General features: G+C 62.9%; 20 protein-coding genes. 6 read left to right on the forward strand and 14 right to left on the reverse strand.

The genetic code is table 11. The features are described 5' to 3' along the window. Window positions 1–126: 126 nt before the first annotated feature. From AC1RGE_RS23975 to AC1RGE_RS24005, 7 genes are all read right to left on the reverse strand, one after another. Window positions 127–1,086 (reverse strand): response regulator, encoded by a 960-nt coding sequence (locus tag AC1RGE_RS23975; RefSeq protein WP_019093932.1) that lies wholly within the window; start codon window positions 1,084–1,086, stop codon window positions 127–129. A 166-nt stretch (window positions 1,087–1,252) separates the two neighbouring features. After that, entirely contained in the window at window positions 1,253–2,014 is a 762-nt protein-coding gene (phoU, locus tag AC1RGE_RS23980) for a phosphate signaling complex protein PhoU (RefSeq protein ID WP_011064281.1), read from the reverse strand. 121 nt (window positions 2,015–2,135) lie between these two features. Then, entirely contained in the window at window positions 2,136–2,969 is an 834-nt protein-coding gene (gene pstB, locus AC1RGE_RS23985; RefSeq protein WP_492585119.1) for a phosphate ABC transporter ATP-binding protein PstB, read from the reverse strand. A gap of 185 nt (window positions 2,970–3,154) precedes the next feature. Beyond that, window positions 3,155–4,825: a phosphate ABC transporter permease PstA gene (gene pstA / locus AC1RGE_RS23990; protein WP_011064283.1), complete on the reverse strand. Its 1,671-nt coding sequence runs from the start codon at window positions 4,823–4,825 to the stop codon at window positions 3,155–3,157. A 15-nt stretch (window positions 4,826–4,840) separates the two neighbouring features. Next, window positions 4,841–6,874, reverse strand: a complete 2,034-nt coding sequence (locus AC1RGE_RS23995; RefSeq protein WP_176876769.1) for an ABC transporter permease subunit — start codon at window positions 6,872–6,874, stop codon at window positions 4,841–4,843. A gap of 488 nt (window positions 6,875–7,362) precedes the next feature. After that, a complete protein-coding gene (locus tag AC1RGE_RS24000; protein WP_011064285.1) occupies window positions 7,363–8,346 on the reverse strand; it encodes a phosphate ABC transporter substrate-binding protein PstS in 984 nt (327 codons plus the stop codon). Window positions 8,347–8,583: 237 nt separating this feature from the next. Next, entirely contained in the window at window positions 8,584–9,882 is a 1,299-nt protein-coding gene (locus tag AC1RGE_RS24005; RefSeq protein ID WP_492585120.1) for an MFS transporter, read from the reverse strand. Window positions 9,883–10,276: 394 nt separating this feature from the next. Here AC1RGE_RS24005 and AC1RGE_RS24010 point away from each other — a divergent pair, with 394 nt between their 5' ends. Together AC1RGE_RS24010 and AC1RGE_RS24015 are read left to right on the forward strand one after the other, a co-directional pair. Next, on the forward strand, window positions 10,277–10,681 hold the full coding sequence (locus AC1RGE_RS24010) for an acyl-CoA thioesterase (RefSeq protein ID WP_003229628.1): 405 nt from the start codon (window positions 10,277–10,279) through the stop codon (window positions 10,679–10,681). 58 nt (window positions 10,682–10,739) lie between these two features. Further along, window positions 10,740–11,639, forward strand: a complete 900-nt coding sequence (locus AC1RGE_RS24015) for a D-hexose-6-phosphate mutarotase (protein ID WP_015637503.1) — start codon at window positions 10,740–10,742, stop codon at window positions 11,637–11,639. 105 nt (window positions 11,640–11,744) lie between these two features. Here AC1RGE_RS24015 and AC1RGE_RS24020 read toward each other — a convergent pair whose 3' ends face one another. The 5 genes from AC1RGE_RS24020 to AC1RGE_RS24040 all read right to left on the reverse strand — a co-directional run bounded on the left by AC1RGE_RS24020 (window position 11,745) and on the right by AC1RGE_RS24040 (window position 15,688). Further along, window positions 11,745–12,281: a DUF3299 domain-containing protein gene (locus AC1RGE_RS24020; protein WP_011064288.1), complete on the reverse strand. Its 537-nt coding sequence runs from the start codon at window positions 12,279–12,281 to the stop codon at window positions 11,745–11,747. Window positions 12,282–12,418: 137 nt separating this feature from the next. Next, on the reverse strand, window positions 12,419–12,664 hold the full coding sequence (locus tag AC1RGE_RS24025; RefSeq protein ID WP_011064289.1) for a GlsB/YeaQ/YmgE family stress response membrane protein: 246 nt from the start codon (window positions 12,662–12,664) through the stop codon (window positions 12,419–12,421). Window positions 12,665–12,771: 107 nt separating this feature from the next. Then, window positions 12,772–13,854, reverse strand: coding sequence for a 5-(carboxyamino)imidazole ribonucleotide synthase (locus tag AC1RGE_RS24030; protein ID WP_103408221.1), 1,083 nt, complete (start codon window positions 13,852–13,854; stop codon window positions 12,772–12,774). Window positions 13,855–13,865: 11 nt separating this feature from the next. After that, window positions 13,866–14,357 carry a 5-(carboxyamino)imidazole ribonucleotide mutase gene (gene purE, locus AC1RGE_RS24035; RefSeq protein WP_011064291.1) on the reverse strand — a complete coding sequence of 164 codons (492 nt, stop codon included), beginning with the start codon at window positions 14,355–14,357 and terminating at the stop codon, window positions 13,866–13,868. Window positions 14,358–14,773: 416 nt separating this feature from the next. After that, window positions 14,774–15,688 (reverse strand): LysR substrate-binding domain-containing protein, encoded by a 915-nt coding sequence (locus tag AC1RGE_RS24040; protein ID WP_011064292.1) that lies wholly within the window; start codon window positions 15,686–15,688, stop codon window positions 14,774–14,776. Between the two features lie 181 nt (window positions 15,689–15,869). Here AC1RGE_RS24040 and aspA point away from each other — a divergent pair, with 181 nt between their 5' ends. After that, complete coding sequence (gene aspA / locus AC1RGE_RS24045) at window positions 15,870–17,294, forward strand: aspartate ammonia-lyase (RefSeq protein WP_041120431.1); 1,425 nt, start codon at window positions 15,870–15,872, stop codon at window positions 17,292–17,294. 386 nt (window positions 17,295–17,680) lie between these two features. On the opposite strand, the gene AC1RGE_RS24050 is transcribed toward aspA, so the two are convergent. Further along, complete coding sequence (locus AC1RGE_RS24050; protein ID WP_103291506.1) at window positions 17,681–18,025, reverse strand: type II toxin-antitoxin system RelE/ParE family toxin; 345 nt, start codon at window positions 18,023–18,025, stop codon at window positions 17,681–17,683. Between the two features lie 14 nt (window positions 18,026–18,039). After that, window positions 18,040–18,288 (reverse strand): prevent-host-death protein, encoded by a 249-nt coding sequence (locus AC1RGE_RS24055; protein ID WP_025131512.1) that lies wholly within the window; start codon window positions 18,286–18,288, stop codon window positions 18,040–18,042. Between the two features lie 610 nt (window positions 18,289–18,898). On the opposite strand from AC1RGE_RS24055, the gene AC1RGE_RS24060 reads away from it, so the two are divergent. The 3 genes from AC1RGE_RS24060 (at window position 18,899) to AC1RGE_RS24070 (ending at window position 21,032) form a co-directional block, all read left to right on the forward strand. Continuing rightward, window positions 18,899–19,255: a DUF6124 family protein gene (locus AC1RGE_RS24060; protein WP_492585121.1), complete on the forward strand. Its 357-nt coding sequence runs from the start codon at window positions 18,899–18,901 to the stop codon at window positions 19,253–19,255. A 310-nt stretch (window positions 19,256–19,565) separates the two neighbouring features. Further along, complete coding sequence (locus AC1RGE_RS24065) at window positions 19,566–20,291, forward strand: hypothetical protein (protein ID WP_492585122.1); 726 nt, start codon at window positions 19,566–19,568, stop codon at window positions 20,289–20,291. A 93-nt stretch (window positions 20,292–20,384) separates the two neighbouring features. Continuing rightward, window positions 20,385–21,032 carry a hypothetical protein gene (locus tag AC1RGE_RS24070; protein ID WP_072451885.1) on the forward strand — a complete coding sequence of 216 codons (648 nt, stop codon included), beginning with the start codon at window positions 20,385–20,387 and terminating at the stop codon, window positions 21,030–21,032. The last annotated feature ends 23 nt before the right edge of the window (window positions 21,033–21,055 follow it).

Raw genomic sequence — 21,055 nt, forward strand, 5'->3', positions numbered from 1 at the left:
CTCGCGGCTTACGCACCTGCCGCCGTAGGAGCCGGCTTGCCGGCGAAGAGGCCTTCAAGCCTTGTGCTGCCCTTGCGGGCGCACTCGCTGGCAAGCCAGCTCCTACAGCGAGGCGGCCGGCAAGGATCAGGCGCCGGGAACGAAGTGCTTCTGGGCGGTGCCGCGGGCGATCAGGCGGGAGATGTAGTCGAGCTTCTGGGCATCCTGGTCCACGAAGCGGAAAGTCAGCTGCAGCCACTCGCTGTCCGGCTTGGGTTCAAAGGCCACCACCGCATGCAGGTAGCCATTGAGCCGCGCCACTTCGGCGTTGTCGCCCTGCTCCAGGTCCAGCACCGCGCTCTCCAGCACCTGGGGCAGGCTGTCGGTGCGCTTCACCACCAGCAAGGCTTCCTTGATGCTCAGGGCCTTGATCACACACTGTTGGTTGCCGCTGGACAGCCGCAGCTGGCCCTGGCCACGACCACCACCGGCCGCTGCCGCAGGCGCCGGGGCCTTGACCGGAGGGCTGTTGAGCAAACCGCGGGCCGGCGCTGCTGCCGCTGGAGCTGGAGCCGGGGCGGCAGCCGCCGGTTTGGCGAACGGATTGACCGGAGCGGAAGCCGCCCCCACCACCGCCGGCTTGCCGCCAGTCAGGGCGCTCAGGGAGTCGTTGCCAAAGGCCGAGTTCATCTTGGTCGGCGCGCTGTTCATCAAGGTGTCGAGCTTGCCGACCTTGTTCAGCGCCTGCTTGACCTTGGTCAGCAGCTGTTCGTTGGTAAAAGGCTTGCTCACATAACCGGAAACCCCGGCCTGGATCGCCTGCACCACGTTTTCCTTGTCGCCCCGGCTGGTGACCATGATGAACGGCATGGCCTTCAGCGCATCTTGCTCGCGGCACCAGGTCAGCAGCTCAAGGCCGGACATTTCCGGCATTTCCCAGTCGCACAGGACCAGGTCGAAGGCTTCACGGGCGAGCATCGCCTGGGCCTTCTTGCCATTGATCGCGTCTTCGATCTTGATGCCAGGGAAGTAGTTGCGCAGGCACTTCTTCACCAGGTCACGAATGAACGAAGCGTCATCCACCACCAACACACTTACCTTACTCATCGACCACCCCTTTAAAAATCCCGGCAAGCATAACGCTGGCTGATGGCACTTTGCCAAAACTCTTCAGTCACGCCGGGACTTTTCGTTCGCGGGTGCTGCTTTTCAATTTCCAGGAGCACAAACAAAAACGCCCGGCCAAAAGGCCGGGCGCTCTTCTCGGGCACTCTTACTTATCGTCAGTTTCATCCGGAACATTAGCGGATTCGCCACTGGTACCTTCAACTTCCTGCTTCATGCGCTTGAGCCCAAGGTGACGAACATCGGTGCCGCGCACCAGATAAATCACCAGCTCGGAAATGTTGCGCGCGTGGTCGCCGATCCGCTCCAGCGAGCGCAGCACCCAGATAATGCTCAGAACCCGCGAGATAGAGCGTGGGTCTTCCATCATGTAGGTGGCCAGCTCACGCAGCGCGGTCTTGTATTCGCGGTCGATGATCTTGTCGTACTGGGCCACCGAAAGTGCCAGGTCGGCATCGAAGCGGGCAAAGGCGTCCAGGGCATCGCGCACCATGTTGCGCACCTGGTCGCCGATATGCCGCACTTCCACGTAGCCACGCGGGGCCTCGCCCTCTTCGCAGAGCTGGATGGCCCGGCGGGCGATCTTGGTGGCTTCGTCGCCGATGCGCTCCAGGTCGATCACCGACTTGGAGATGCTGATGATCAAACGCAGGTCCGAGGCCGCCGGTTGGCGACGGGCGAGAATGCGCAGGCATTCCTCGTCGATATTGCGTTCCATCTGGTTGATCTGGTCGTCGATCTCGCGCACCTGCTGGGCCAGGCCGGAGTCGGCCTCGATCAGCGCTGTGACCGCGTCATTGACTTGCTTCTCCACCAGCCCGCCCATGGCCAGGAGGTGGCTGCGTACTTCTTCCAGCTCGGCATTGAACTGCTGGGAGATGTGATGGGTTAAGCCTTCCTTCGAAATCATCGTGTTCGCTCCGCGAAAGTTGCAAGCTTCAAGCCGCAAGCTTCAAGCAGTTAAATAGTGATCCGGATGTCGCGCACCGCCTCTGTTGCGCCGCGTGAAACCTGCGGCTGGCAGCTGCTTTCTAGCCATAGCGCCCGGTAATGTAGTCTTCGGTCTGCTTCTTCGCCGGGTTGGTGAACAGCGTGTCGGTATCGCCGAACTCCACCAGTTTGCCCATGTACATGAAGGCGGTGTAGTCGGAAACCCGCGCCGCCTGCTGCATGTTGTGGGTCACGATGACGATGGTGAACTTGGACTTGAGCTCATAGATCAGCTCCTCGACCTTCAGGGTCGAGATCGGGTCCAGGGCCGAGCAGGGTTCGTCCAGCAGCAGCACTTCCGGCTCCACGGCGATGGTCCGGGCGATCACCAGACGTTGCTGCTGGCCGCCGGACAGGCCCAGGGCCGAATCATGCAGGCGGTCCTTGACCTCGTCCCACAGCGCCGCGCCCTTGAGGGCCCATTCCACGGCTTCGTCGAGCACGCGCTTCTTGTTGATGCCCTGGATGCGCAGGCCGTAGACCACGTTTTCATAGATGGTCTTGGGGAACGGGTTGGGCTTCTGGAACACCATGCCGACCCGGCGACGCAGCTCGGCCACGTCTTCGCCCTTGCGATAGATGTTGTTGCCGTAGAGGTTGATCGCACCCTCTACGCGGCAGCCGTCCACCAGGTCGTTCATGCGGTTGAAGGTCCGCAGCAGGGTCGACTTGCCGCAACCGGACGGGCCGATAAAGGCGGTCACGCGTTGCTTGGGGATGTTCATGCCGACGTCGAACAGCGCCTGTTTCTCGCCGTAGTACAGGCTCAGGCCGGGCACTTCGATGGCCACGGTTTCCTGTTCCAGGCTCAGGCTCTGCTTGTCGCGGCCCAGGGCGGACATGTTGATGCCATGAGTGTGTGCTTCGTGTTGCATGGGATGCTCCCTGTGCTACCAATTCGTTTGTCGTGAACCGCAGGCATCAGGCCAGCGGCGACATCATTCTGTTTGTAGGAGCCGGCTTGCCGGCGAAGAGGCCTGCAGGCCTTGTGTCGCCCTTGCGGACGCCTTCGCTGGCAAGCCAGCTCCTACGCAAGCCAGCGTCCACACAAGCCAGCCGATCAGCTGTCCAGTGCCTTGTATTTTTCACGCAGGTGGTTACGGATCCACACCGCCGACAGGTTCAGGGTGGCGATCACCAGCACCAGCAGCAGCGCGGTGGCGTACACCAGCGGCCGCGCCGCCTCGACGTTGGGGCTCTGGAAGCCGACGTCGTAGATGTGGAAGCCCAGGTGCATGATCTTCTGGTCCAGGTGCAGGTACGGGTAGTTGCCATCCAGCGGCAGCGACGGCGCCAGCTTCACCACACCCACCAGCATCAGCGGCGCCACTTCACCGGCGGCACGGGCCACCGCGAGGATCATGCCGGTCATCATCGCCGGGCTGGCCATGGGCAGCACGATCTTCCACAAGGTCTCGGCCTTGGTCGCGCCCAGGGCCAGGGAGCCTTCACGCACGGTGCGGGGAATCCGCGCCAGGCCTTCTTCGGTGGCCACGATCACCACCGGCACCGCCAGCAGCGCCAGGGTCAGGGAAGCCCAGAGCAGGCCCGGGGTGCCGAAGGTCGGCGCCGGCAGGGCTTCGGGGAAGAACAGACGGTCCACGGAACCACCCAGCACGTAGACGAAGAAGCCCAGGCCGAACACGCCGTAGACGATGGCCGGAACCCCCGCCAGGTTGTTCACCGCAATGCGGATCACCCGGGTCAGGGTGTTCTGCTTGGCATATTCACGCAGGTAGACCGCTGCCAGCACGCCGAACGGGGTGACGATCATGGCCATGATCAGGGTCATCATCACGGTGCCGAAAATGGCCGGGAAAATACCGCCCTCGGTGTTGGCTTCGCGCGGGTCATCGCTGAGGAACTCCCAGACCTTGCTGAAGTAGAAACCGATCTTGGTAAAAGTGCCCATGGCGTTCGGCTGGTAGGCGTGTACCACCTTGCCCAGGCCGATCTCCACTTCCTTGCCGTTGGCATCACGGGCGGTCAGGCTGTCGCGGTTGAACTGGGCGTGCAGGTCGCTCAGGCGCGCCTCGATGTCCTGGTAGCGGGCATTGAGTTCGGCGCGCTCGGCATCCATGTCGGCCTGGGCCGCGGCATCCAGCTTGCCGTCCAGCTCCAGCTTGCGGCCGTGCAGGCGGATGCGTTCCAGGCCGGCGTTGATGGCGCCGATGTCGGATTTCTCCAGGGTCTTGAGCTGGGCGGCCAGCTTGTTCACCCGGTCGATCCGCGCTTGCAGCTCGGGCCAGGCGGCTTCGCCTTCGGCGATCACCTTGCCGCTTTCCTTGACGTTGACCAGGTAGCCGTAGAAGTTGCCCCACTCACGGCGCTCGATGGCCATCAGCTCTTTGGGGTAGCTCTGGTTGGTCAGCCACTCGCCGACGATCCAGGTGAAGTCGTTGCCGTTCAGGTCACGGTTGCCGACCTTGATCAGCTCGCGGGTCATGAACTCCGGGCCCTGGTCGGGCACCGGCAGGCCGGCACTCTTCAGGCGCGCCCGGGGCACTTCTTCCTTCTGCACCACTTCACCGATGACCAGGTGGTTGGCCTGGCCCGGAACGTCGTAGTTGGCATGCACCAGGTCGGCTGGCCAGAAGTGGCCGAGGCCACGCACGGCGATCACCGCCAGCAGGCCGATGGTCATGATGACCGCGATGGACACCGCGCCACCGCTGATCCAGACGCCGGGGGCGCCGCTCTTGAACCAGTCTTTTAGGGAGTTCTGTTTCACAGACTTCTACCTTTCTTAAAGCGACGAGTATTTCTTGCGCAGACGCTGACGGATCAGCTCGGCGAGGGTGTTCATGACGAAGGTGAACAGCAGCAGCACCAGCGCCGAGAGGAACAGCACGCGGTAGTGGCTGCCGCCGACTTCCGATTCGGGCATTTCCACCGCGACGTTGGCGGCCAGGGTGCGCAGGCCTTCGAACAGGTTCATTTCCATGACCGGGGTGTTGCCGGTGGCCATCAGCACGATCATGGTCTCGCCCACGGCGCGGCCCATGCCGATCATCAGCGCCGAGAAGATCCCCGGGCTGGCAGTGAGGATCACCACCCGCGTCATGGTCTGCCACGGCGTGGCGCCCAGGGCCAGGGAGCCCAGGGTCAGGCCCCGCGGCACGCTGAACACGGCGTCTTCGGCGATCGAGTAGATATTCGGGATCACCGCAAAGCCCATGGCCAGGCCCACTACCAGGGCGTTGCGCTGGTCGTAGGTGATCCCCAGGTCGTGGGAGATCCACATGCGCATGTCACCACCGAAGAACCAGTTCTCCATGAACGGGCTCATGTACAGCGAGAGGAAGCCGACGAAGATGATCACCGGGATCAGGATCGCGCTTTCCCAGCCTTCCGGCACTTTAAGGCGCAACGACTCGGGCAAACGACTCCAGGCGAAACCGGCCACCAGGATGCCGATCGGCAGCAGGAGCAGCAGGCTGAAGATGCCCGGCAAGTGGCCCTCGACATAAGGCGCGAGGAACAGGCCGGCGAAGAAACCGAGGATCACCGTCGGCATCGCCTCCATCAGCTCGATCACCGGCTTGACCTTGCGGCGCATGCCCGGGGCCATGAAGTAGGCGGTGTAGATCGCCGCCGCCACCGCCAATGGCGCCGCCAGCAGCATGGCGTAGAACGCCGCCTTCAGGGTACCGAAGGTCAGGGGCGAGAGGCTCAGCTTGGGTTCGAAATCGGTGTTGGCCGCGGTGGATTGCCAGACGTATTTAGGCTCGTCGTAGTTCTCGTACCAGACCTTGCTCCACAGCGCACTCCAGGACACTTCCGGGTGCGGGTTGTCGAGCACCAGGGGCTGCAGCTTGCCGCCGGCCTCGACGATCACCCGGTTGGCCCGTGGCGACAGGCCGAACAGGCCCTGGCCGTCTACCACCTGGTCCACCAGCAGGGTGCGGTGGGCGGTGCTGTGGAAAACCCCGAGCTTGCCGGCGGCGTCCAGGGCAACGAAGCCCTTGCGACGCTCTTCGGCGGTGATTTCAACAATGGGCGCGGTGCCCATCTGGAAGGTGCGGATCTGCTTCAGGCGCAGCTCGCCGTCCGGGTCGCGGGCCATGAACCACTGGGCCAGGCCGCCCTTGGAGGTCCCGATGATCAGCGAGATGCCGCCCACCAGCTGGGTGCTGGCGGTGACTTCGGTATCGGCGTCTTCCAGCAGTTTGTAGCGACCGTTGAGGCTCTTGTCCCGCAGGCTGAAGACGTCGGCCTGGGCGCGCCCGTTGATCACGTACAGCCACTGCTGGCGCGGGTCGATGTACATGGCCTTGACCGGCTCGGTCATCTGCGGCAGCTCGATGCGGCTCTGCTCGCTGGTGACCTCGCCGGTCATCATGTTTTCTTCGCGGGTCAGCTTCAGCACTTGCAACTGCGAAGCGGTAGAACCGGCAACGATCAGCGACGAATCGGTGGCATTGAGGTTGACGTGCTCCAGCGCACCGCCCTGCTCGTTCAGGGTGATGGGGGTCTCGCCGTAGGGGTACTCGATGGCCGGCGAGATGGTCTTCTTGCCGTCCGGGTAGCTGACCTTGTAGGTATGACGGAACACCAGGGCCTGGCCGTTGGACAGGCCGACCACCACCAGCGGGTTGCCGGGCTGGTCCTTGCCGATGGAGGTGACGCTGGCGCCCGCCGGGATCGGCAGGTCGACCTTGCGCAGCTCGGCGCCACTATCGATGTCGAAGAACAGCGCCTGGCCCTTGTCGGAGACACGCATGCCAACCTGGTTCTGCTCTTCCAGGGAGAACATCAGCGGCTTGCCGGCGTCCTGCATCCAGGCGGGAGTCAGAGGGTCCTTGGCGGTCAGCTCGGCACCCTGGAACAGCGGCGCAACGACATAGGCGAGGAAGAAGAAGATCAGGGTGATAGCACCCAGTACCGCGAGGCCGCCGACAAGGACGTACCAGCGGGTCAGGCGGTCTTTGAGCGCGCGGATGCGGCGCTTGCGTTGCAGTTCAGGCGTATTGAAGTCAATGCGCTTGGGGGGAGAAGTCGTAGTCATGGTGGAGTTGGCCAGATCATTCATGCGCACACCCTAGCGATCCTGTATGACAGAAAGATGACAATGCAGTGACGCAACAAATCCGCCGCATGGCAGGGCCGGCAGCGGACAGAAAATGAGGTTGCAGGAGCCGGCAGGCCGACGAACCAGCCTTGAGCCTGGGTCGCCATTTCGGGCGCTTTGCCTGGCAAGCGGAACGCCGCCCGGCCAGCTCCTACGAAAACGAGAAGGTCCGGGGAGCCCGGACCTTCGGAGGCGGCTTATGCGCCTTCTTTCAGGCCCAGGTCAGCCAGTGCCTTGGCGGCCACCTTGGCTGGCAGTGGGATGTAGCCGTCTTTGACGACCACTTCCTGGCCTTGCTTGGACAGGACCAGTTTCACGAACTCGGCTTCCAGCGGGGCCAGAGGCTTGTTCGGGGCCTTGTTGACGTAGACGTAGAGGAAGCGTGACAGCGGGTACTTGCCGTTCAGGGCGTTTTCCTCGGTGTCTTCGATGAAGTCGGTGCTGCCTTTCTTGGCCAGGGCCACGGTCTTCACGCTGGCGGTCTTGTAGCCGATGCCCGAGTAGCCGATGCCGTTCAGCGAGGAGCTGATAGACTGCACCACCGACGCCGAACCAGGCTGTTCGTTGACGTTAGGCTTGTAGTCGCCTTTGCACAGGGCTTCTTCCTTGAAGTAGCCGTAGGTGCCGGATACCGAGTTGCGACCGAACAGCTGAACCGGCTTGTTGGCCAGGTCGCCCTTCACGCCCAGGTCGCCCCAGGTCTTCACTTCTTCCTTGGCGCCGCACAGACGAGTCGAGGAGAAGATCGCGTCGACCTGTTCCATGGTCAGGTGCTGGATCGGGTTGTCCTTGTGCACGAACACGGCCAGGGCGTCCACGGCCACCGGGATAGCGGTTGGCTTGTAGCCGTACTTCTGCTCGAAGGCCGCCAGTTCCGTGTCCTTCATCTTGCGGCTCATAGGGCCCAGGTTGGAGGTGCCTTCGGTCAGCGCGGGTGGCGCGGTGGCGGAGCCGGCGGCCTGAATCTGAATGTTGACGTTCGGGTATTCCTTTTTGTAGTTCTCGGCCCACAGGGTCATCAGGTTCGCCAAGGTATCGGAACCGACGCTGGACAGGTTGCCCGACACACCAGTGGTCTTGGTGTAGCTCGGGATAGCAGGGTCAACAGCGGCAACCGCGTGGGCAGTCGCAACGCCAGCGGCGACAAAGGTCATTGCCGCCATCAAACGCTTCAGTTTCATGCCTTACTCCTAGCAGATAGGGTGTGTTAAGTCGGGGCCAAGTATCTGTAGGCCGTGTGAACACTCTATGTCCGGAATATGACAATTAGATGAAAGGCCAGCATTCCTGAACGGAAGCTGGCCTTTCTTTGTTCGGCGATAAAAACCTCTGTAGCCGCTGCCGCAGGCTGCGATCGATCCGCAGGGTCGCGGCGCCCTTCAGCGCACACCAGGGCCTGAGCGGCTACAGGGTGGTGGTCAGCGGCCCTTGGCCCACAGGTACAACCCCACCAGCAGGCCGATGCCGCAAATAATTGCAACATAATAGGCCGGGCCCATGGGGCTTTCCTTGAGCAGCCAGGTCACCACCATTGGCGTCAGGCCACCGAAGATCGCGTACGCCAGGTTGTAGGAAAACGACAGGCCGCTGAAGCGCACCACCGCCGGGAACGCCTTGACCATCACATAAGGCACCGCGCCGATGGTGCCGACGAACAGGCCGGTCAGGGCATACAGCGGGAACAGCCACTGCGGGTTGTCCAGCAGGCCGTGATAGAAGGTCCAGGAAGTGACCAGCAACAAGGTGCTGCCGAACACGAACACCTTGCCCGCACCGAATCGGTCCGCCAGGGCACCCGAGGCCACGCAGCCCAGGCTCAGGAAGATAATGGCCAGGCTGTTGGCCTCCAGGGCGGTGATGGCCGGGAATTTATAGACGGTCTGCAGCACGGTGGGGGTCATCAGGATCACCACGATGATCCCGGCGGACAGCAGCCAGGTCAGCAGCATGGAAATCACGATCGCCCCGCGGTGATCACGCAGCACCGTGCGCAGCGGCAGTTCCTCGGCCAGGGCCTTGCGCAGTTGCAGTTCGGCGAACACCGGGGTTTCGTGGAGCAGGCGGCGCAGGTACACCGAGAACAGGCCGAACACCCCACCCAGCAGGAACGGGATCCGCCAGGCGTAATCCGCCACTTCCACCGGGGTATAGATGCTGTTGATCGCAGTGGCCACCAGCGACCCCAGGAGAATCCCGGCAGTCAGGCCCGAGGTCAGGGTGCCGCAGGCATAGCCGATATGCCGCTGGGGCACGTGTTCGGAAACGAACACCCAGGCCCCGGGCACTTCACCACCGATGGCCGCCCCCTGGATCACCCGCATCAGCAACAGCAGGATCGGCGCCCACATGCCGATCTGCGCGTAGGTCGGCAACAGGCCCATGATCAGGGTCGGCACCGCCATCATGAAGATGCTCAGGGTGAACATCTTCTTGCGCCCCAGCAGGTCGCCAAAGTGGGCCATGACGATCCCGCCCAGGGGCCGCGCCAGGTAACCGGCCGCGAAAATCCCGAAGGTCTGCATCAGGCGCAGCCACTCGGGCATGTCCGCCGGAAAGAACAGCTTGCCGACCACGGTGGCAAAGAACACGAAGATGATGAAGTCGTAGAACTCCAGCGCCCCGCCCAGGGCAGACAGGGACAATGTCTTGTAGTCACTACGGGTCAGCGGACGGGCGGGTTGCGCAGGCTGCGCGGCGCTCGAGGGCACAGTGGTCATGGCAAGGGCTTCTCTTATTAGTCGGTTCTGGAAGCCGCAACAGCGCTGGTTGGGGCCTGGCAGGTTCGGCACGATAGCAAATTGTTCGAATGCGTACACAGCGGCGCACAAATGACTCACAAATTTGCGAACTGGACGGGTCGTCGCGGAGTCTATCGACCGATATACTCGCAGACCTCGAAGCGCAAAGCCGCTTCTGGCAAGGGTTGCTGTGCGAAAACGCTGCTGCGCGCCCCTGGCCCTGGCCAGCGCCAGTCGATTTCGCAGAGTTTCCCTTTAGCACGCCTTAGAAAGAACGTGACGAACGTAGTATGTTCGGGCTGAATCGTTTTTCCTGAAGACGGCTATTCACCTGAAGTACCCATGAAGCGTCACGGGTCAGAGGCCCCCCGGCATGATAGAACTCGAACAAGAAGATCCAATCCCGCAAGGCGACCTGGCCTTGCAAATCACCGCACTGCCCCGTGAAACCAACGGCTTTGGCGATATTTTCGGCGGCTGGCTGGTCGCGCAGATGGACCTGGCGGGCACCGCCATGGCCAGCCGCGTGGCCGGCGGCCGGGTGGCCACGGTGGCCATCGACCGCATGGCGTTCCTGGTGCCGGTGGCGGTGGGCGCGCAGCTGTCCTTCTACACCCAGACCCTGGAGATCGGCCGCAGCTCGATCCAGATGATGGTGGAAGTGTGGAGCGACGACCCGCTGTCCAGCGAATGGCGCAAGGTCACCGAGGCAGTGTTCGTATTCGTCGCCATCGATGGCAGTGGCCGCACCCGCTCGGTTCCGCCGCGCGCGCGCTAAACCTGATGACCGTTCTGCGGTCCATAGCAGCCCACACCTTGCGAACGAGAACAGCAGCATGCCTACGCCCCAGGTCGAAACGGTAAAACTGGATGAACTGAACTGCTGGCGCATCCGCCACGGTGACGCCGAACTGCTGGTGGCCCAGCAGGGCGCGCACATCCTCAGTTATCAAGTGGCCGGGCAACAGCCGCTGATCTGGCTCAACGACGAGGCCGTGTTCAAGCGCGGCAAGAGCATCCGCGCCGGGGTGCCGGTGTGCTGGCCCTGGTTCGGCAACTTTGCCCGCAACCCGCAGGCGGTGCAGGCCATGCGCCAAGGCACTGACCCGGCGCCGGCCCACGGCCTGGTGCGGGCCACCGACTGGGAGCTGCTGGGCATCGAAAGCCAGGGCGACAGCCTGCTGGTGGAGCTGCGCCTGCCCTGCCCCGCGGGTGGTTTTCCCGGCTGGCCCCATCAAGTGGAACCGCGCCTGAGCATCCGCCTCGACCAGCAACTGCACATCAGCCTCAGCAGCCACAACCTGGGCACTGAAAGCGTGAGCATCAGCCAGGCGCTGCACAGCTACTTCGCGGTCAGCGATGTGCGCCAGGTGCAGGTCGAAGGCGTGGACGGGCTGAGCTACATCGAAACCCTGGAAGACTGGAAGACCAAGGTCCAGAGCGGCAGCCTGCACTTTACCGGCGAGACCGACCGCATCTACCTGAACGCCCCGGCGCAGCTGGAGATCGTCGATCCGGACTGGCAACGACGGATCCGCCTGCGCAGCGAAGGCTCGCGCACCGCGGTGATCTGGAACCCCTGGATCGACCGCGCCGCCCAATTCAGCGACATGGCCGACGACGGCTGGCAGCGCATGCTGTGCATCGAGACCGCCAACGTGATGGACGACATCGTCACCCTGGCCCCGGGCGCCAGCCACACCCTGAGCGTCAGCATCAGCGCCGCCCCGCTCTGACCCCCACCTGCCCCGTAGGAGCTGGCTTGCCAGCGAAGAGGCCCTCAAGACCGCGTTCGCCGGCAGGCCGGCTCCTACCGTTCAGCGGCGTTCAAATGCGCCGCTTCAGAGATCCGATTCCTTGACCACCCGCACCTTCGCCGCATCCAGGGCGTAGGCGGCATCGGCCAGGTCGTTGCTGACTTTCTCGATCTTCAGGGTGCCGGTCACCCACAGCGGCGTGTAGATGTCGTCCAGCTTCAAGCCCTTGGGAAAACGCACCAGCACCAGCTGGTTGGGTGGCGGTGGCGGCACGTGGATGCAGGCGCCCGGGTACGGCACCAGGAAGAACAGCGTGCTGCGCCCCTTGGCATCGGCTTCCAGCGGCACCGGATAACCGCCGATGCGGATCTGCTTGTCATTCATGGCCGGCACGGTCTTGGTGGAATACATCACCGCCGGCAACCCCTTGCTCTGCTTCAGGCCGCCCTTTTCGGTGAAGGTGCCATTGGCTTCCGGGGAGTTGTGGTCGATTTCCGGCATCTGCTCCAGGGCCTTCTGGTCCGACTTGGGCATCAGCTCCAGCCAATCGGTTTCCGGCAGTTCGCCAGCCTGGGCCAGGCCGCAGCCCAGCAGAACAAAGGTCAATAGAAGACGGCGCATGTGAGGGTGGCTCGGTCAAAAGGGAAGGACGGGAAAACCCAGGCATTCTAGTGCCCAGACCGTCAGATGCGTTGAAGTTTCAGATGAAGAAAAAGGCTCCCCTCCGCGCGGACGGCAGAGGGGGCTTGTAGCGTGGTTCAGCTCTTCTTGACGAAGCCGTAGATCACCAGCAGGACGATCGCGCCCACCAGTGCACCGATGAAACCGGCGCCCTGGCCAGCCTGGTAGATACCCAGCGCCTGGCCGCCATAAGTGGCCGCCAACGAACCGCCGATACCCAGCAGGATGGTCATGATCCAGCCCATGCTGTCGTCTCCCGGTTTGAGGAAGCGCGCCAGCAGACCAACGATCAAGCCGATGAAAATGGTTCCAATAATGCCCATGGCTGTTCCTCTGTAAGGGGGGATCAAGCCAAAGCCTAGCCAGCACTTTGGCATCCTGCTATCAGAGAACGGCGGGAAACGAAGGTTCCCGCCAGCCGGAGGATTTGTTACTCGGCGATCAGCGCTTGCACCTTGAGGATCTGCGCTTGCAGGGTCGCCTGATCGGCGCAGCGCAGGTTGGCGTGGCCGACCTTGCGACCGACCTTGAAGGCCTTGCCGTAGTGATGCAGGTGGCAGTCGTCGATGGCGATGACCTTGTCCACCGGCGGCACTTCGCCGATGAAGTTGATCATGGCGCTCTCACCGACCTTGGCCGTGGAGCCCAGGGGCAGGCCGGCCACCGCCCGCAGGTGGTTTTCGAACTGGCTGCACTCGGCGCCTTCGGTGGTCCAGTGCCCGGAGTTGTGCACCCGCGGAGCGATCTCGTTGGCCTTGAGGCCGCCGTCCACTTCGAAGAACTCGAAAGCCATTACGCCCACGTAATCCAACTGCTTGAGCACGCGGCTGGAGTAGTCCTCGGCCAGGGCCTGCAACGGGTGGTCGCTACTGGCCACCGACAGGCGCAGGATGCCGCTGTCGTGGGTGTTGTGCACCAGCGGGTAGAAACGGGTTTCACCGTCACGGGCGCGCACGGCAATCAGCGAGACTTCACCGGTGAAGGGCACGAAGCCTTCCAGCAGGCAAGGCACGCTGCCCAGTTCGGCGAAGGTGCCTGCGACGTCGGCGACGCTGCGCAGGACCTTCTGGCCCTTGCCGTCGTAACCCAGGGTGCGGGTCTTGAGCACGGCCGGTAGGCCGATGCGCGCCACGGCGGCGTCGAGATCCGCCTGGGACTGGATGTCGGCGAACTCCGGGGTAGGAATCCCCAGGTCCTTGAACATGCTCTTCTCGAACCAGCGATCGCGGGCGATGCGCAGGGCTTCGGCGCTCGGGTAGACCGGCACGAACTGCGAGAGGAAGGCCACGGTTTCCGCCGGCACGCTCTCGAACTCGAAGGTCACCAGGTCCACTTCATCGGCCAGCTGGCGCAGGTGGTCCTGGTCGCCGTAGTCGGCCCGCAGGTGTTCGCCCAGGGCGGCTGCACAGGCATCCGGCGCCGGGTCGAGGAAAGCGAAGTTCATTCCCAGCGGAGTCCCCGCCAGGGCCAACATGCGGCCCAACTGGCCGCCACCGATTACACCGATCTTCATCGTCAACAACCTCAGGCGACGCGCGGGTCTGGATTGTCCAGGACGCTGTCTGTCTGTTCAGCACGGAATTTTTTCAGCACCGCATGGAACTGCGGGTGCTTGGCGCCCAGGATGCTCGCCGAGAGCAGGGCCGCGTTGATCGCGCCAGCCTTGCCGATGGCCAGGGTGGCCACGGGGATGCCGGCCGGCATCTGCACGATGGACAGCAGCGAATCCACGCCCGAGAGCATCGACGACTGCACCGGCACGCCCAGCACCGGCAGGTGGGTCTTGGCCGCGCACATGCCCGGCAGGTGCGCCGCGCCGCCGGCACCGGCGATGATCACCTCGATGCCTCGCGCCTCAGCCTCATCGGCGTACTGGAACAGCAGGTCCGGGGTGCGGTGTGCGGAAACCACCTTCACCTCGTAAGGGATGCCGAGCTTTTCCAGCATATCGGCGGTGTGGCTAAGGGTGGACCAATCGGACTTGGAGCCCATGATCACGCCAACCAGTGCACTCATCGTCGTGCCTCTTCTCTCTGGGCGCCCGCAGGCGCGTCAAAAACAACAAGCCACGCGAAATGCGTGGCTTAAATTGTACGAATTATGGCCAGGCGAACCGGCCGAAGGCCGCGCAGTATACCGAAAAAGGCGCGTTAAACGCACTTTCGCCGACCATCTGCAAAACAAAGCATTTCCGGCGCAAAACCCCGGTTTTATTGACTCCAAGGTCAATCCCGCCCCCCCTCGCAGGCGCTGGCTTGCCAGCGAACAGGCCCACCCTGCGATCACCGCCCTCCCGGCCGACGCCTTCGCCGGCAAGCCGGCTCCTACAAAAAAACCTGCGCCTATCTCCCGTAGGAGCTGGCTTGCCAGCGAAGAGGCCCGCCCTGCAATCACCACCCTTCCGGCCGACGCTTTCGCCGGCAAGCCGGCTCCTACGTGGCCGCAGCTTGCGCGGCAGCGCCTTCCAGCTTGCGCCAGAGCAAGCGTACGTTGGCCTTGCGCACCAGGGCGCAGCGGTACAGGCGAATCTCCAGCGGCACATGCCATTGCGCCCCGCCGCACACCACCAGCTCGCCCCGGGCCAGCTCGGCGCGCACGCTCAGTTGCGGCACCCAGGCAATGCCCAGGCCTTCCAACGCCATGCTCTTGAGGCTGTCGGCCATGGCGGTTTCATAGACGGTGGTGAAACGCAGGTTGCGCTGGCGCAGCAGCAGGTTCACCGAACGCCCGAGGAAAGCCCCGGCGCTGTACGCCAGCAACGGCACGCTGGCCTCGCCTTCCAGGTCGAACAGCGGCTTGCCCTGGGCATCGGCGGCGCACACCGGGAGCATCTCGGTGTGCCCCAGGTGCAGCGAGGGGAAGATTTCCGAGTCCATCTGCAAGGCCGCGTCCGGGTCATAGAAGGCCAGCATCAGGTCGCAACCGCCTTCGCGCAGGGCGTGCACCGCATCACCGACGTTGGTGGCCACCAGCCGCGTGGCGATGTTCAGCCCTTCGTTGCGCAGTTGGGCGATCCAGCGCGGGAAGAAGCCCAGCGCCAGGGAGTGGGCAGCCGCCACCTGCATCACCTCGCCCTGCCCGCCTTCCAGGTGGTGCAGGTGACGCACCACCTCGCCGAGCTGTTCGACCACGGTGCGCGCGGTCACCAGGAACAACTGCCCCGCTGCCGTCAGCTCCACCGGCGTGCGCGAGCGGTTGACCAGGGTCAGGCCCAGGGCCGCTTCCAGGCTGCGGATCCGCCGGCTGAAGGCCGGCTGGGTCACGAAACGTCGCTCGGCAGCCTGGGAAAAGCTGCGGGTGGCGGCCAGGGCACTGAAGTCCTCGAGCCATTTGCTTTCCAGATTCATCACGTCCTCCCGGACACGCACCATTTTAGGTCACACGCTCGCCGGCAACCCGGCGTCACACCGGCATTATGCCGAATATGCATAGCCCAGTGTTTAACAGCATTGGCCCAAAAAATCCCTTCGGCCTAGGATTCGCAGCGTTCCCGGCACAGACCGGGTCCCTACCGAGATGATCTCCGTCATGTCCTCCGCTGCATCTTTCCGCACAGAAAAAGACCTGCTTGGCGTACTCGAAGTACCGGCTCAAGCGTATTACGGCATCCAGACCCTGCGAGCGGTGAACAACTTCCGCCTCTCCGGCGTTCCGATTTCGCACTACCCAAAACTGGTCGTGGCCCTGGCAATGGTCAAGCAGGCAGCTGCTGACGCCAACCGCGAACTGGGTCATCTGAGCGAAGCCAAGCATGCAGCCATCAGCGAGGCTTGTGCCCGCCTGATCCGCGGCGACTTCCACGAAGAGTTCGTGGTGGACATGATTCAAGGCGGCGCTGGCACTTCGACCAACATGAATGCCAACGAAGTCATCGCCAACATCGCGCTGGAGGCCATGGGCCACAGCAAGGGCGAATACCAGTACCTGCACCCGAACAACGACGTGAACATGGCGCAGTCCACCAACGACGCCTACCCGACCGCGATCCGCCTGGGTCTGCTGCTGGGTCACGACGCGCTGCTGGCCAGCCTCGACAGCCTGATCCAGGCGTTCGCCGCCAAGGGCCAGGAATTCAGCCACGTCCTGAAGATGGGCCGTACCCAGCTGCAAGACGCCGTGCCGATGACCCTCGGCCAGGAATTCCACGCCTTCGCCACCACCCTGGGTGAAGACCTGGCTCGCCTGAAGACCCTGGCGCCGGAAGTGCTGACCGAAGTCAACCTGGGCGGCACCGCCATCGGTACCGGCATCAACGCCGACCCGCGCTACCAGCACCTGGCCGTACAACGCCTGGCCACCATCAGCGGCCAGCCGCTGGTACCGGCCGCCGACCTGATCGAAGCCACCTCCGACATGGGCGCCTTCGTGCTGTTCTCCGGCATGCTCAAGCGCACCGCGGTCAAGCTGTCGAAGATCTGCAACGACCTGCGCCTGCTGTCCAGCGGCCCACGCACCGGCATCAACGAAATCAACCTGCCAGCGCGTCAGCCCGGCAGCTCGATCATGCCCGGCAAGGTCAACCCGGTCATCCCGGAAGCGGTCAACCAAGTGGCGTTCCAGATCATCGGCAACGACCTGGCCCTGACCATCGCGGCCGAAGGCGGCCAGCTGCAACTGAACGTGATGGAGCCGCTGATCGCCTTCAAGATCTTCGACTCGATCCGCCTGCTGCAACGCGCCATGGACATGCTGCGCGAGCACTGCATCACCGGCATCACCGCCAACGAAACCCGTTGCCGCGAACTGGTGGAGCACTCCATCGGCCTGGTCACCGCGCTGAACCCGTACATCGGCTATGAAAACGCCACCCGTATCGCCCGCATCGCCCTGGAAAGTGGCCGTGGCGTACTGGAACTGGTGCGCGAAGAAGGCCTGCTGGACGACGCCATGCTCGACGACATCCTGCGTCCGGAAAACATGATTGCCCCGCGCCTGGTTCCGCTGAAAGCCTAACCGCCGCGACACCGAAACATGCAACACCGCTCACCAGGTTGAGGGACTAGACACCTCTCACCTTTTGAGGGCTTGGAGATACGTCTCCAGGCCCTTTTTTTTTGGTTTTCACGAAGTCCCGGAAACCCAGAAACAAGACCGCCTATTGTTCAGCGCCGACCCTTGGTGGAGCGCCGTGATAGTGCGGAAGCTGTGCACAGTTTCGCTTCATGACAGACGCAGCGCTGCCCCCCCTCTCGCCCTTCACTTTTCGAAATTTCGAACAAGATGGAGAGTGGCGAACGCGTGAATCTAATTTCCATAGAACGTATTGGTAAGACCCCTTCCCGGTCCTAGTGCGGGTGACACGCTCAAACACCCCATCGGAAGGCTCACACCCACAATCGTTAATCGGTATGCAGCAGGCAGTAACGAATAAGTGCCTGCTCGACGCTTTGCTTATCCCGCAGCACCAGCCCAATCACGATCGCCTGATCCGCATCTACGATTTCGTAGAACACCCGGTATCCATCGGTGTTGAGCTCACGGTAATGCAAAATGCCCAGGTCGCTTGCTTGAGGGCTGACTGGGTAGCCTAACGGGGCGGACAAGAGCTTGTCCTGAAGAGCGTCAATCACAGCATCCAGCCGCTCAAAGGCGGACTTAAGGTCGCTATAGTCGGCCAGATGCACGATCTGGTCTTCAATGCTTTGTTGTGCGGTTTCGGTGTAGCGGATGGTCAGTGTTGACATCTATCCCACCCTTTTTATTTGTGGGCAAACCTCTTGCTCAGGCGGGCCTTGAGCTCATCAGTCGAACAATGCTTGCCTTGGGCGTACTCGCGCGAACTGACTGCGAGCAATTTCACCAACGCCACTGCCTCGTCGCGGCGCTTACGCTCAACGTAAGACTCGACAACGTAAACAGGCACACCGTTTTGCGTGACGACCATTGGTTCCTCTAAAGGAAGGTCGGATGCGTATCGTTTTAAAAAGCTGACCGTTTCAACTCGCATGAGTGAAACCTCCTACATTTGGCGACGTGCTCGCCGCCCTGCTACGAACTGATCCTGTGCGACTTCGAAGCTCAGGATGCCTAACGCTCACTATGCAGGATCGCAATCATCCTGCCGGCTTGAACCCTACACTATATTCAGCCCAAATATAGACCGATTATCGAATCCTGATTTCACTGAATATCAAATCATTTTTATGCTCCTTTGATTGGCCGGTGTGCCGTTTTTTTACCTGGAAAAAAGCTGCGATTTGTCAGGCGATGCCGCCCCGCAACGAAGCAGAATCTCTTTGTTTTGTAGGGCAAATCCGAGAGAATCCCCCACGCCTTTGAGCGCCTTGTACCCCTTCGAACGATCAGGCAGTCTCCCGGTGCCGCTGCCAAATCAGCGGCCCGGATGTGGAAGTCTGGGATAAAGGACGTGCAGTCGTCTCATTCGAACACCCTTGCCGATGCGGCTTGGGTGAACTCGATTTATGGCGGCTGTGCGTAGGGCACCCTCGGGTGCGCCGGTTCCTTTAGCCCGGTCTTCCACACCTGCGCACGGCTGCCACCCTCTCATGTGGAAGTGAGATCCGGCGGTTTCTTATATTGCTAAAGGAACCAGTCTCATGAAAAAGCTCGTCCCCGATCCGCCACTAACAAACGATCGCCCACGCCGCGACCCGGAGCTGGACCGCGCCAACGCCAACCTGCTGGCCGCCTTGCACGGCACCCGCCATCGCCCCTTCGGCCTGCGCGACGCCCAGGGCCACCCGCTGTTCGCCGTACAGCCCCAGGTGAATGCCGAAGACGCCCTGATGCACGTTTCCTTGCTGCTCAAATGCGCCGAAGAGGTGTCCGATGAAATCACCGAACGGGCCAGCGGCATCGAACGCGGGCTGATCTGGTCCATGGTGCATTCCGTGGAAATGGCCCGCGCCGTGGTGGACGCCCTGCTCGACGGCGCCCGCCCCGGCCCCGCCTAAACACCGCCCCGTAGGAGCTGGCTTGCCAACGAAGAGGCCCACCCTGCCTTCTCCGGCATCCTGGCCGACGCTTTCGCCGGCAAGCCGGCTCCTACAACCCCAAACCGCGTACATCCCGTAGGAGCTGGCTTGCCAGCGAAGAGGCCTGCCCTGCCTTCACCGGCATCCCGGCCGACGCCTTCGCCGGCAAGCCGGCTCCTACAGGTCTTGCGAACGTCATGGGGCCCTTGTTTTAAACCAGCACAATCCATCGCCCAAGGTGGATAATCGCTCCTCCCAAACATCCGCCATCCCCGAGGCACCGCAGTCGATGGACCCGACGCACACCCAAGCCCTGCAACAGCTACGCAAGCTGATCCCCATCGGCCTGCGCCATGCCCAGGCCCTGCTCGCCCGCTGCGCCAATAATCCGCAGCAAGCCGCCGAGTCCTACAAAGCCGAACTGTTGCAGGTGCTGGTAGACAAATCCGGCCTGCCCCCCGAGCAAGCACTGGAACACCTGCACGCCGCCGCTTACGACCTGAACCGCGCCCTGCACGCTATAGAAGAAGCGCGCTTCACCCTGACCCAGCGCATCCTGCGCAAGCATCACCGGGACAAGGGCCAGGCCCTGGACCTGATCGCTCAGGCCATCGAAACCGCCGAGCAACTGCCGCGCCAGTACTGGCTAGATTTCCAGCGTCTGGAACAACTGCCCCCCGCACTGCGCTGCTTCATGGTGCTCCACGAGTGGCTGGCCTTCGAGGACTGGGAGGGTTTCGACAGCGCCCTGCACTTTCACCTGCCCCAGGCCATCGCTCAGTTCAGGCACCTGCAACTGGACGCCCTGGCGCACACCCTGGAACAGGCCGATCAGCGCCAGCAACAGGTGCGGGCCGCCCATGCTGCAAGCGACAGCGCCACCGAGCTGGCGGCTCGGGTCAATCAGGACCCGCTCTTCAACCGTTGCCAGGACAGTTATCGCCAACATCGAGCCCAGCTCGAAGAGCGTCTGTTGGAGTGGGTGGAACAGCATCTGCCAGCATTTCCCGCCTGAGCGGCACTGTCGCTGCTCACGCCACTCCTCGTCACACCCCAGAAGCCGGTAGACTGCCGCCCTCACCGAACACGGACCTCGGATTCAGCCCCCATGGAATTGCACTACCGCATCACCCCCGCCCACACCGAAGCCTGGATTGCCGAACCGCTGAAGCAGGAATTGCTCAAGGATGATCAGCAGCATGTCCGGGCCATGAGCACATTTGCCCGGTGGCAAAGCCGCTTTATCGGTCCCGTGATGTTCACCCTGTGTCTGATCGGCGGCTGCCTGTCGATCTATTTCCCCGAGCGGACCTTCACCCCGGAGAAGGTCATCGCCATGGTGGCGTTCGCCCTGATCTTCATCCCCCTGTGGTGGCGCTTTTCCGGGCGCTGGATCAAGCACCTGCAAGCCCGGATTGCCGCCACCCCGATCAAACCCCAAGCGCCGTTGCGCGGGTTGAGTCAGCGCCTGATCGAAACCCGCTTGCGGGCCGTCGAAGGCACCTATTGCCTGAACTTCGACGACCAGGGCTTCACCCTGCTCAACGCTCGCGGAGGTCAGAGCAGCCTGGCCTGGAAGCAGATCGCAAGCGTGCAGGAAATTCCCGACTTCTACCTCGTGGCGGACGCCGATATGGAGCGTCAAGGCGTGGCCTGCTTCATCGCCAAACACACTGACCTGATGCCCACCGAGGCCTACCAGCAGGGGCTGCAAGCCTTCCTGAGCCAATGCCCGGCGGCACTGCCAGCGCACTAACCGCCTCTCTCAACGCCAGCCCC

Source organism: Pseudomonas sp. GW823-FHT02C05, from assembly GCF_058797595.1.

Bases quoted from the DNA above. Each gene is read 5' to 3' on its own strand.
- AC1RGE_RS23975 (WP_019093932.1), bottom strand. From the start codon at position 1,086: ATGAGTAAGGTAAGTGTGTTGGTGGTGGATGACGCTTCGTTCATTCGT.
- phoU (WP_011064281.1), bottom strand. From the start codon at position 2,014: ATGATTTCGAAGGAAGGCTTAACCCATCACATCTCCCAGCAGTTCAAT.
- pstB (WP_492585119.1), bottom strand. From the start codon at position 2,969: ATGCAACACGAAGCACACACTCATGGCATCAACATGTCCGCCCTGGGC.
- AC1RGE_RS23995 (WP_176876769.1), bottom strand. From the start codon at position 6,874: ATGCAGGACGCCGGCAAGCCGCTGATGTTCTCCCTGGAAGAGCAGAAC.
- AC1RGE_RS24000 (WP_011064285.1), bottom strand. From the start codon at position 8,346: ATGAAACTGAAGCGTTTGATGGCGGCAATGACCTTTGTCGCCGCTGGC.
- AC1RGE_RS24005 (WP_492585120.1), bottom strand. From the start codon at position 9,882: ATGACCACTGTGCCCTCGAGCGCCGCGCAGCCTGCGCAACCCGCCCGT.
- AC1RGE_RS24010 (WP_003229628.1), top strand. From the start codon at position 10,277: ATGATAGAACTCGAACAAGAAGATCCAATCCCGCAAGGCGACCTGGCC.
- AC1RGE_RS24015 (WP_015637503.1), top strand. From the start codon at position 10,740: ATGCCTACGCCCCAGGTCGAAACGGTAAAACTGGATGAACTGAACTGC.
- AC1RGE_RS24020 (WP_011064288.1), bottom strand. From the start codon at position 12,281: ATGCGCCGTCTTCTATTGACCTTTGTTCTGCTGGGCTGCGGCCTGGCC.
- AC1RGE_RS24025 (WP_011064289.1), bottom strand. From the start codon at position 12,664: ATGGGCATTATTGGAACCATTTTCATCGGCTTGATCGTTGGTCTGCTG.
- AC1RGE_RS24030 (WP_103408221.1), bottom strand. From the start codon at position 13,854: ATGAAGATCGGTGTAATCGGTGGCGGCCAGTTGGGCCGCATGTTGGCC.
- purE (WP_011064291.1), bottom strand. From the start codon at position 14,357: ATGAGTGCACTGGTTGGCGTGATCATGGGCTCCAAGTCCGATTGGTCC.
- AC1RGE_RS24040 (WP_011064292.1), bottom strand. From the start codon at position 15,688: ATGAATCTGGAAAGCAAATGGCTCGAGGACTTCAGTGCCCTGGCCGCC.
- aspA (WP_041120431.1), top strand. From the start codon at position 15,870: ATGTCCTCCGCTGCATCTTTCCGCACAGAAAAAGACCTGCTTGGCGTA.
- AC1RGE_RS24050 (WP_103291506.1), bottom strand. From the start codon at position 18,025: ATGTCAACACTGACCATCCGCTACACCGAAACCGCACAACAAAGCATT.
- AC1RGE_RS24055 (WP_025131512.1), bottom strand. From the start codon at position 18,288: ATGCGAGTTGAAACGGTCAGCTTTTTAAAACGATACGCATCCGACCTT.
- AC1RGE_RS24060 (WP_492585121.1), top strand. From the start codon at position 18,899: ATGAAAAAGCTCGTCCCCGATCCGCCACTAACAAACGATCGCCCACGC.
- AC1RGE_RS24065 (WP_492585122.1), top strand. From the start codon at position 19,566: ATGGACCCGACGCACACCCAAGCCCTGCAACAGCTACGCAAGCTGATC.
- AC1RGE_RS24070 (WP_072451885.1), top strand. From the start codon at position 20,385: ATGGAATTGCACTACCGCATCACCCCCGCCCACACCGAAGCCTGGATT.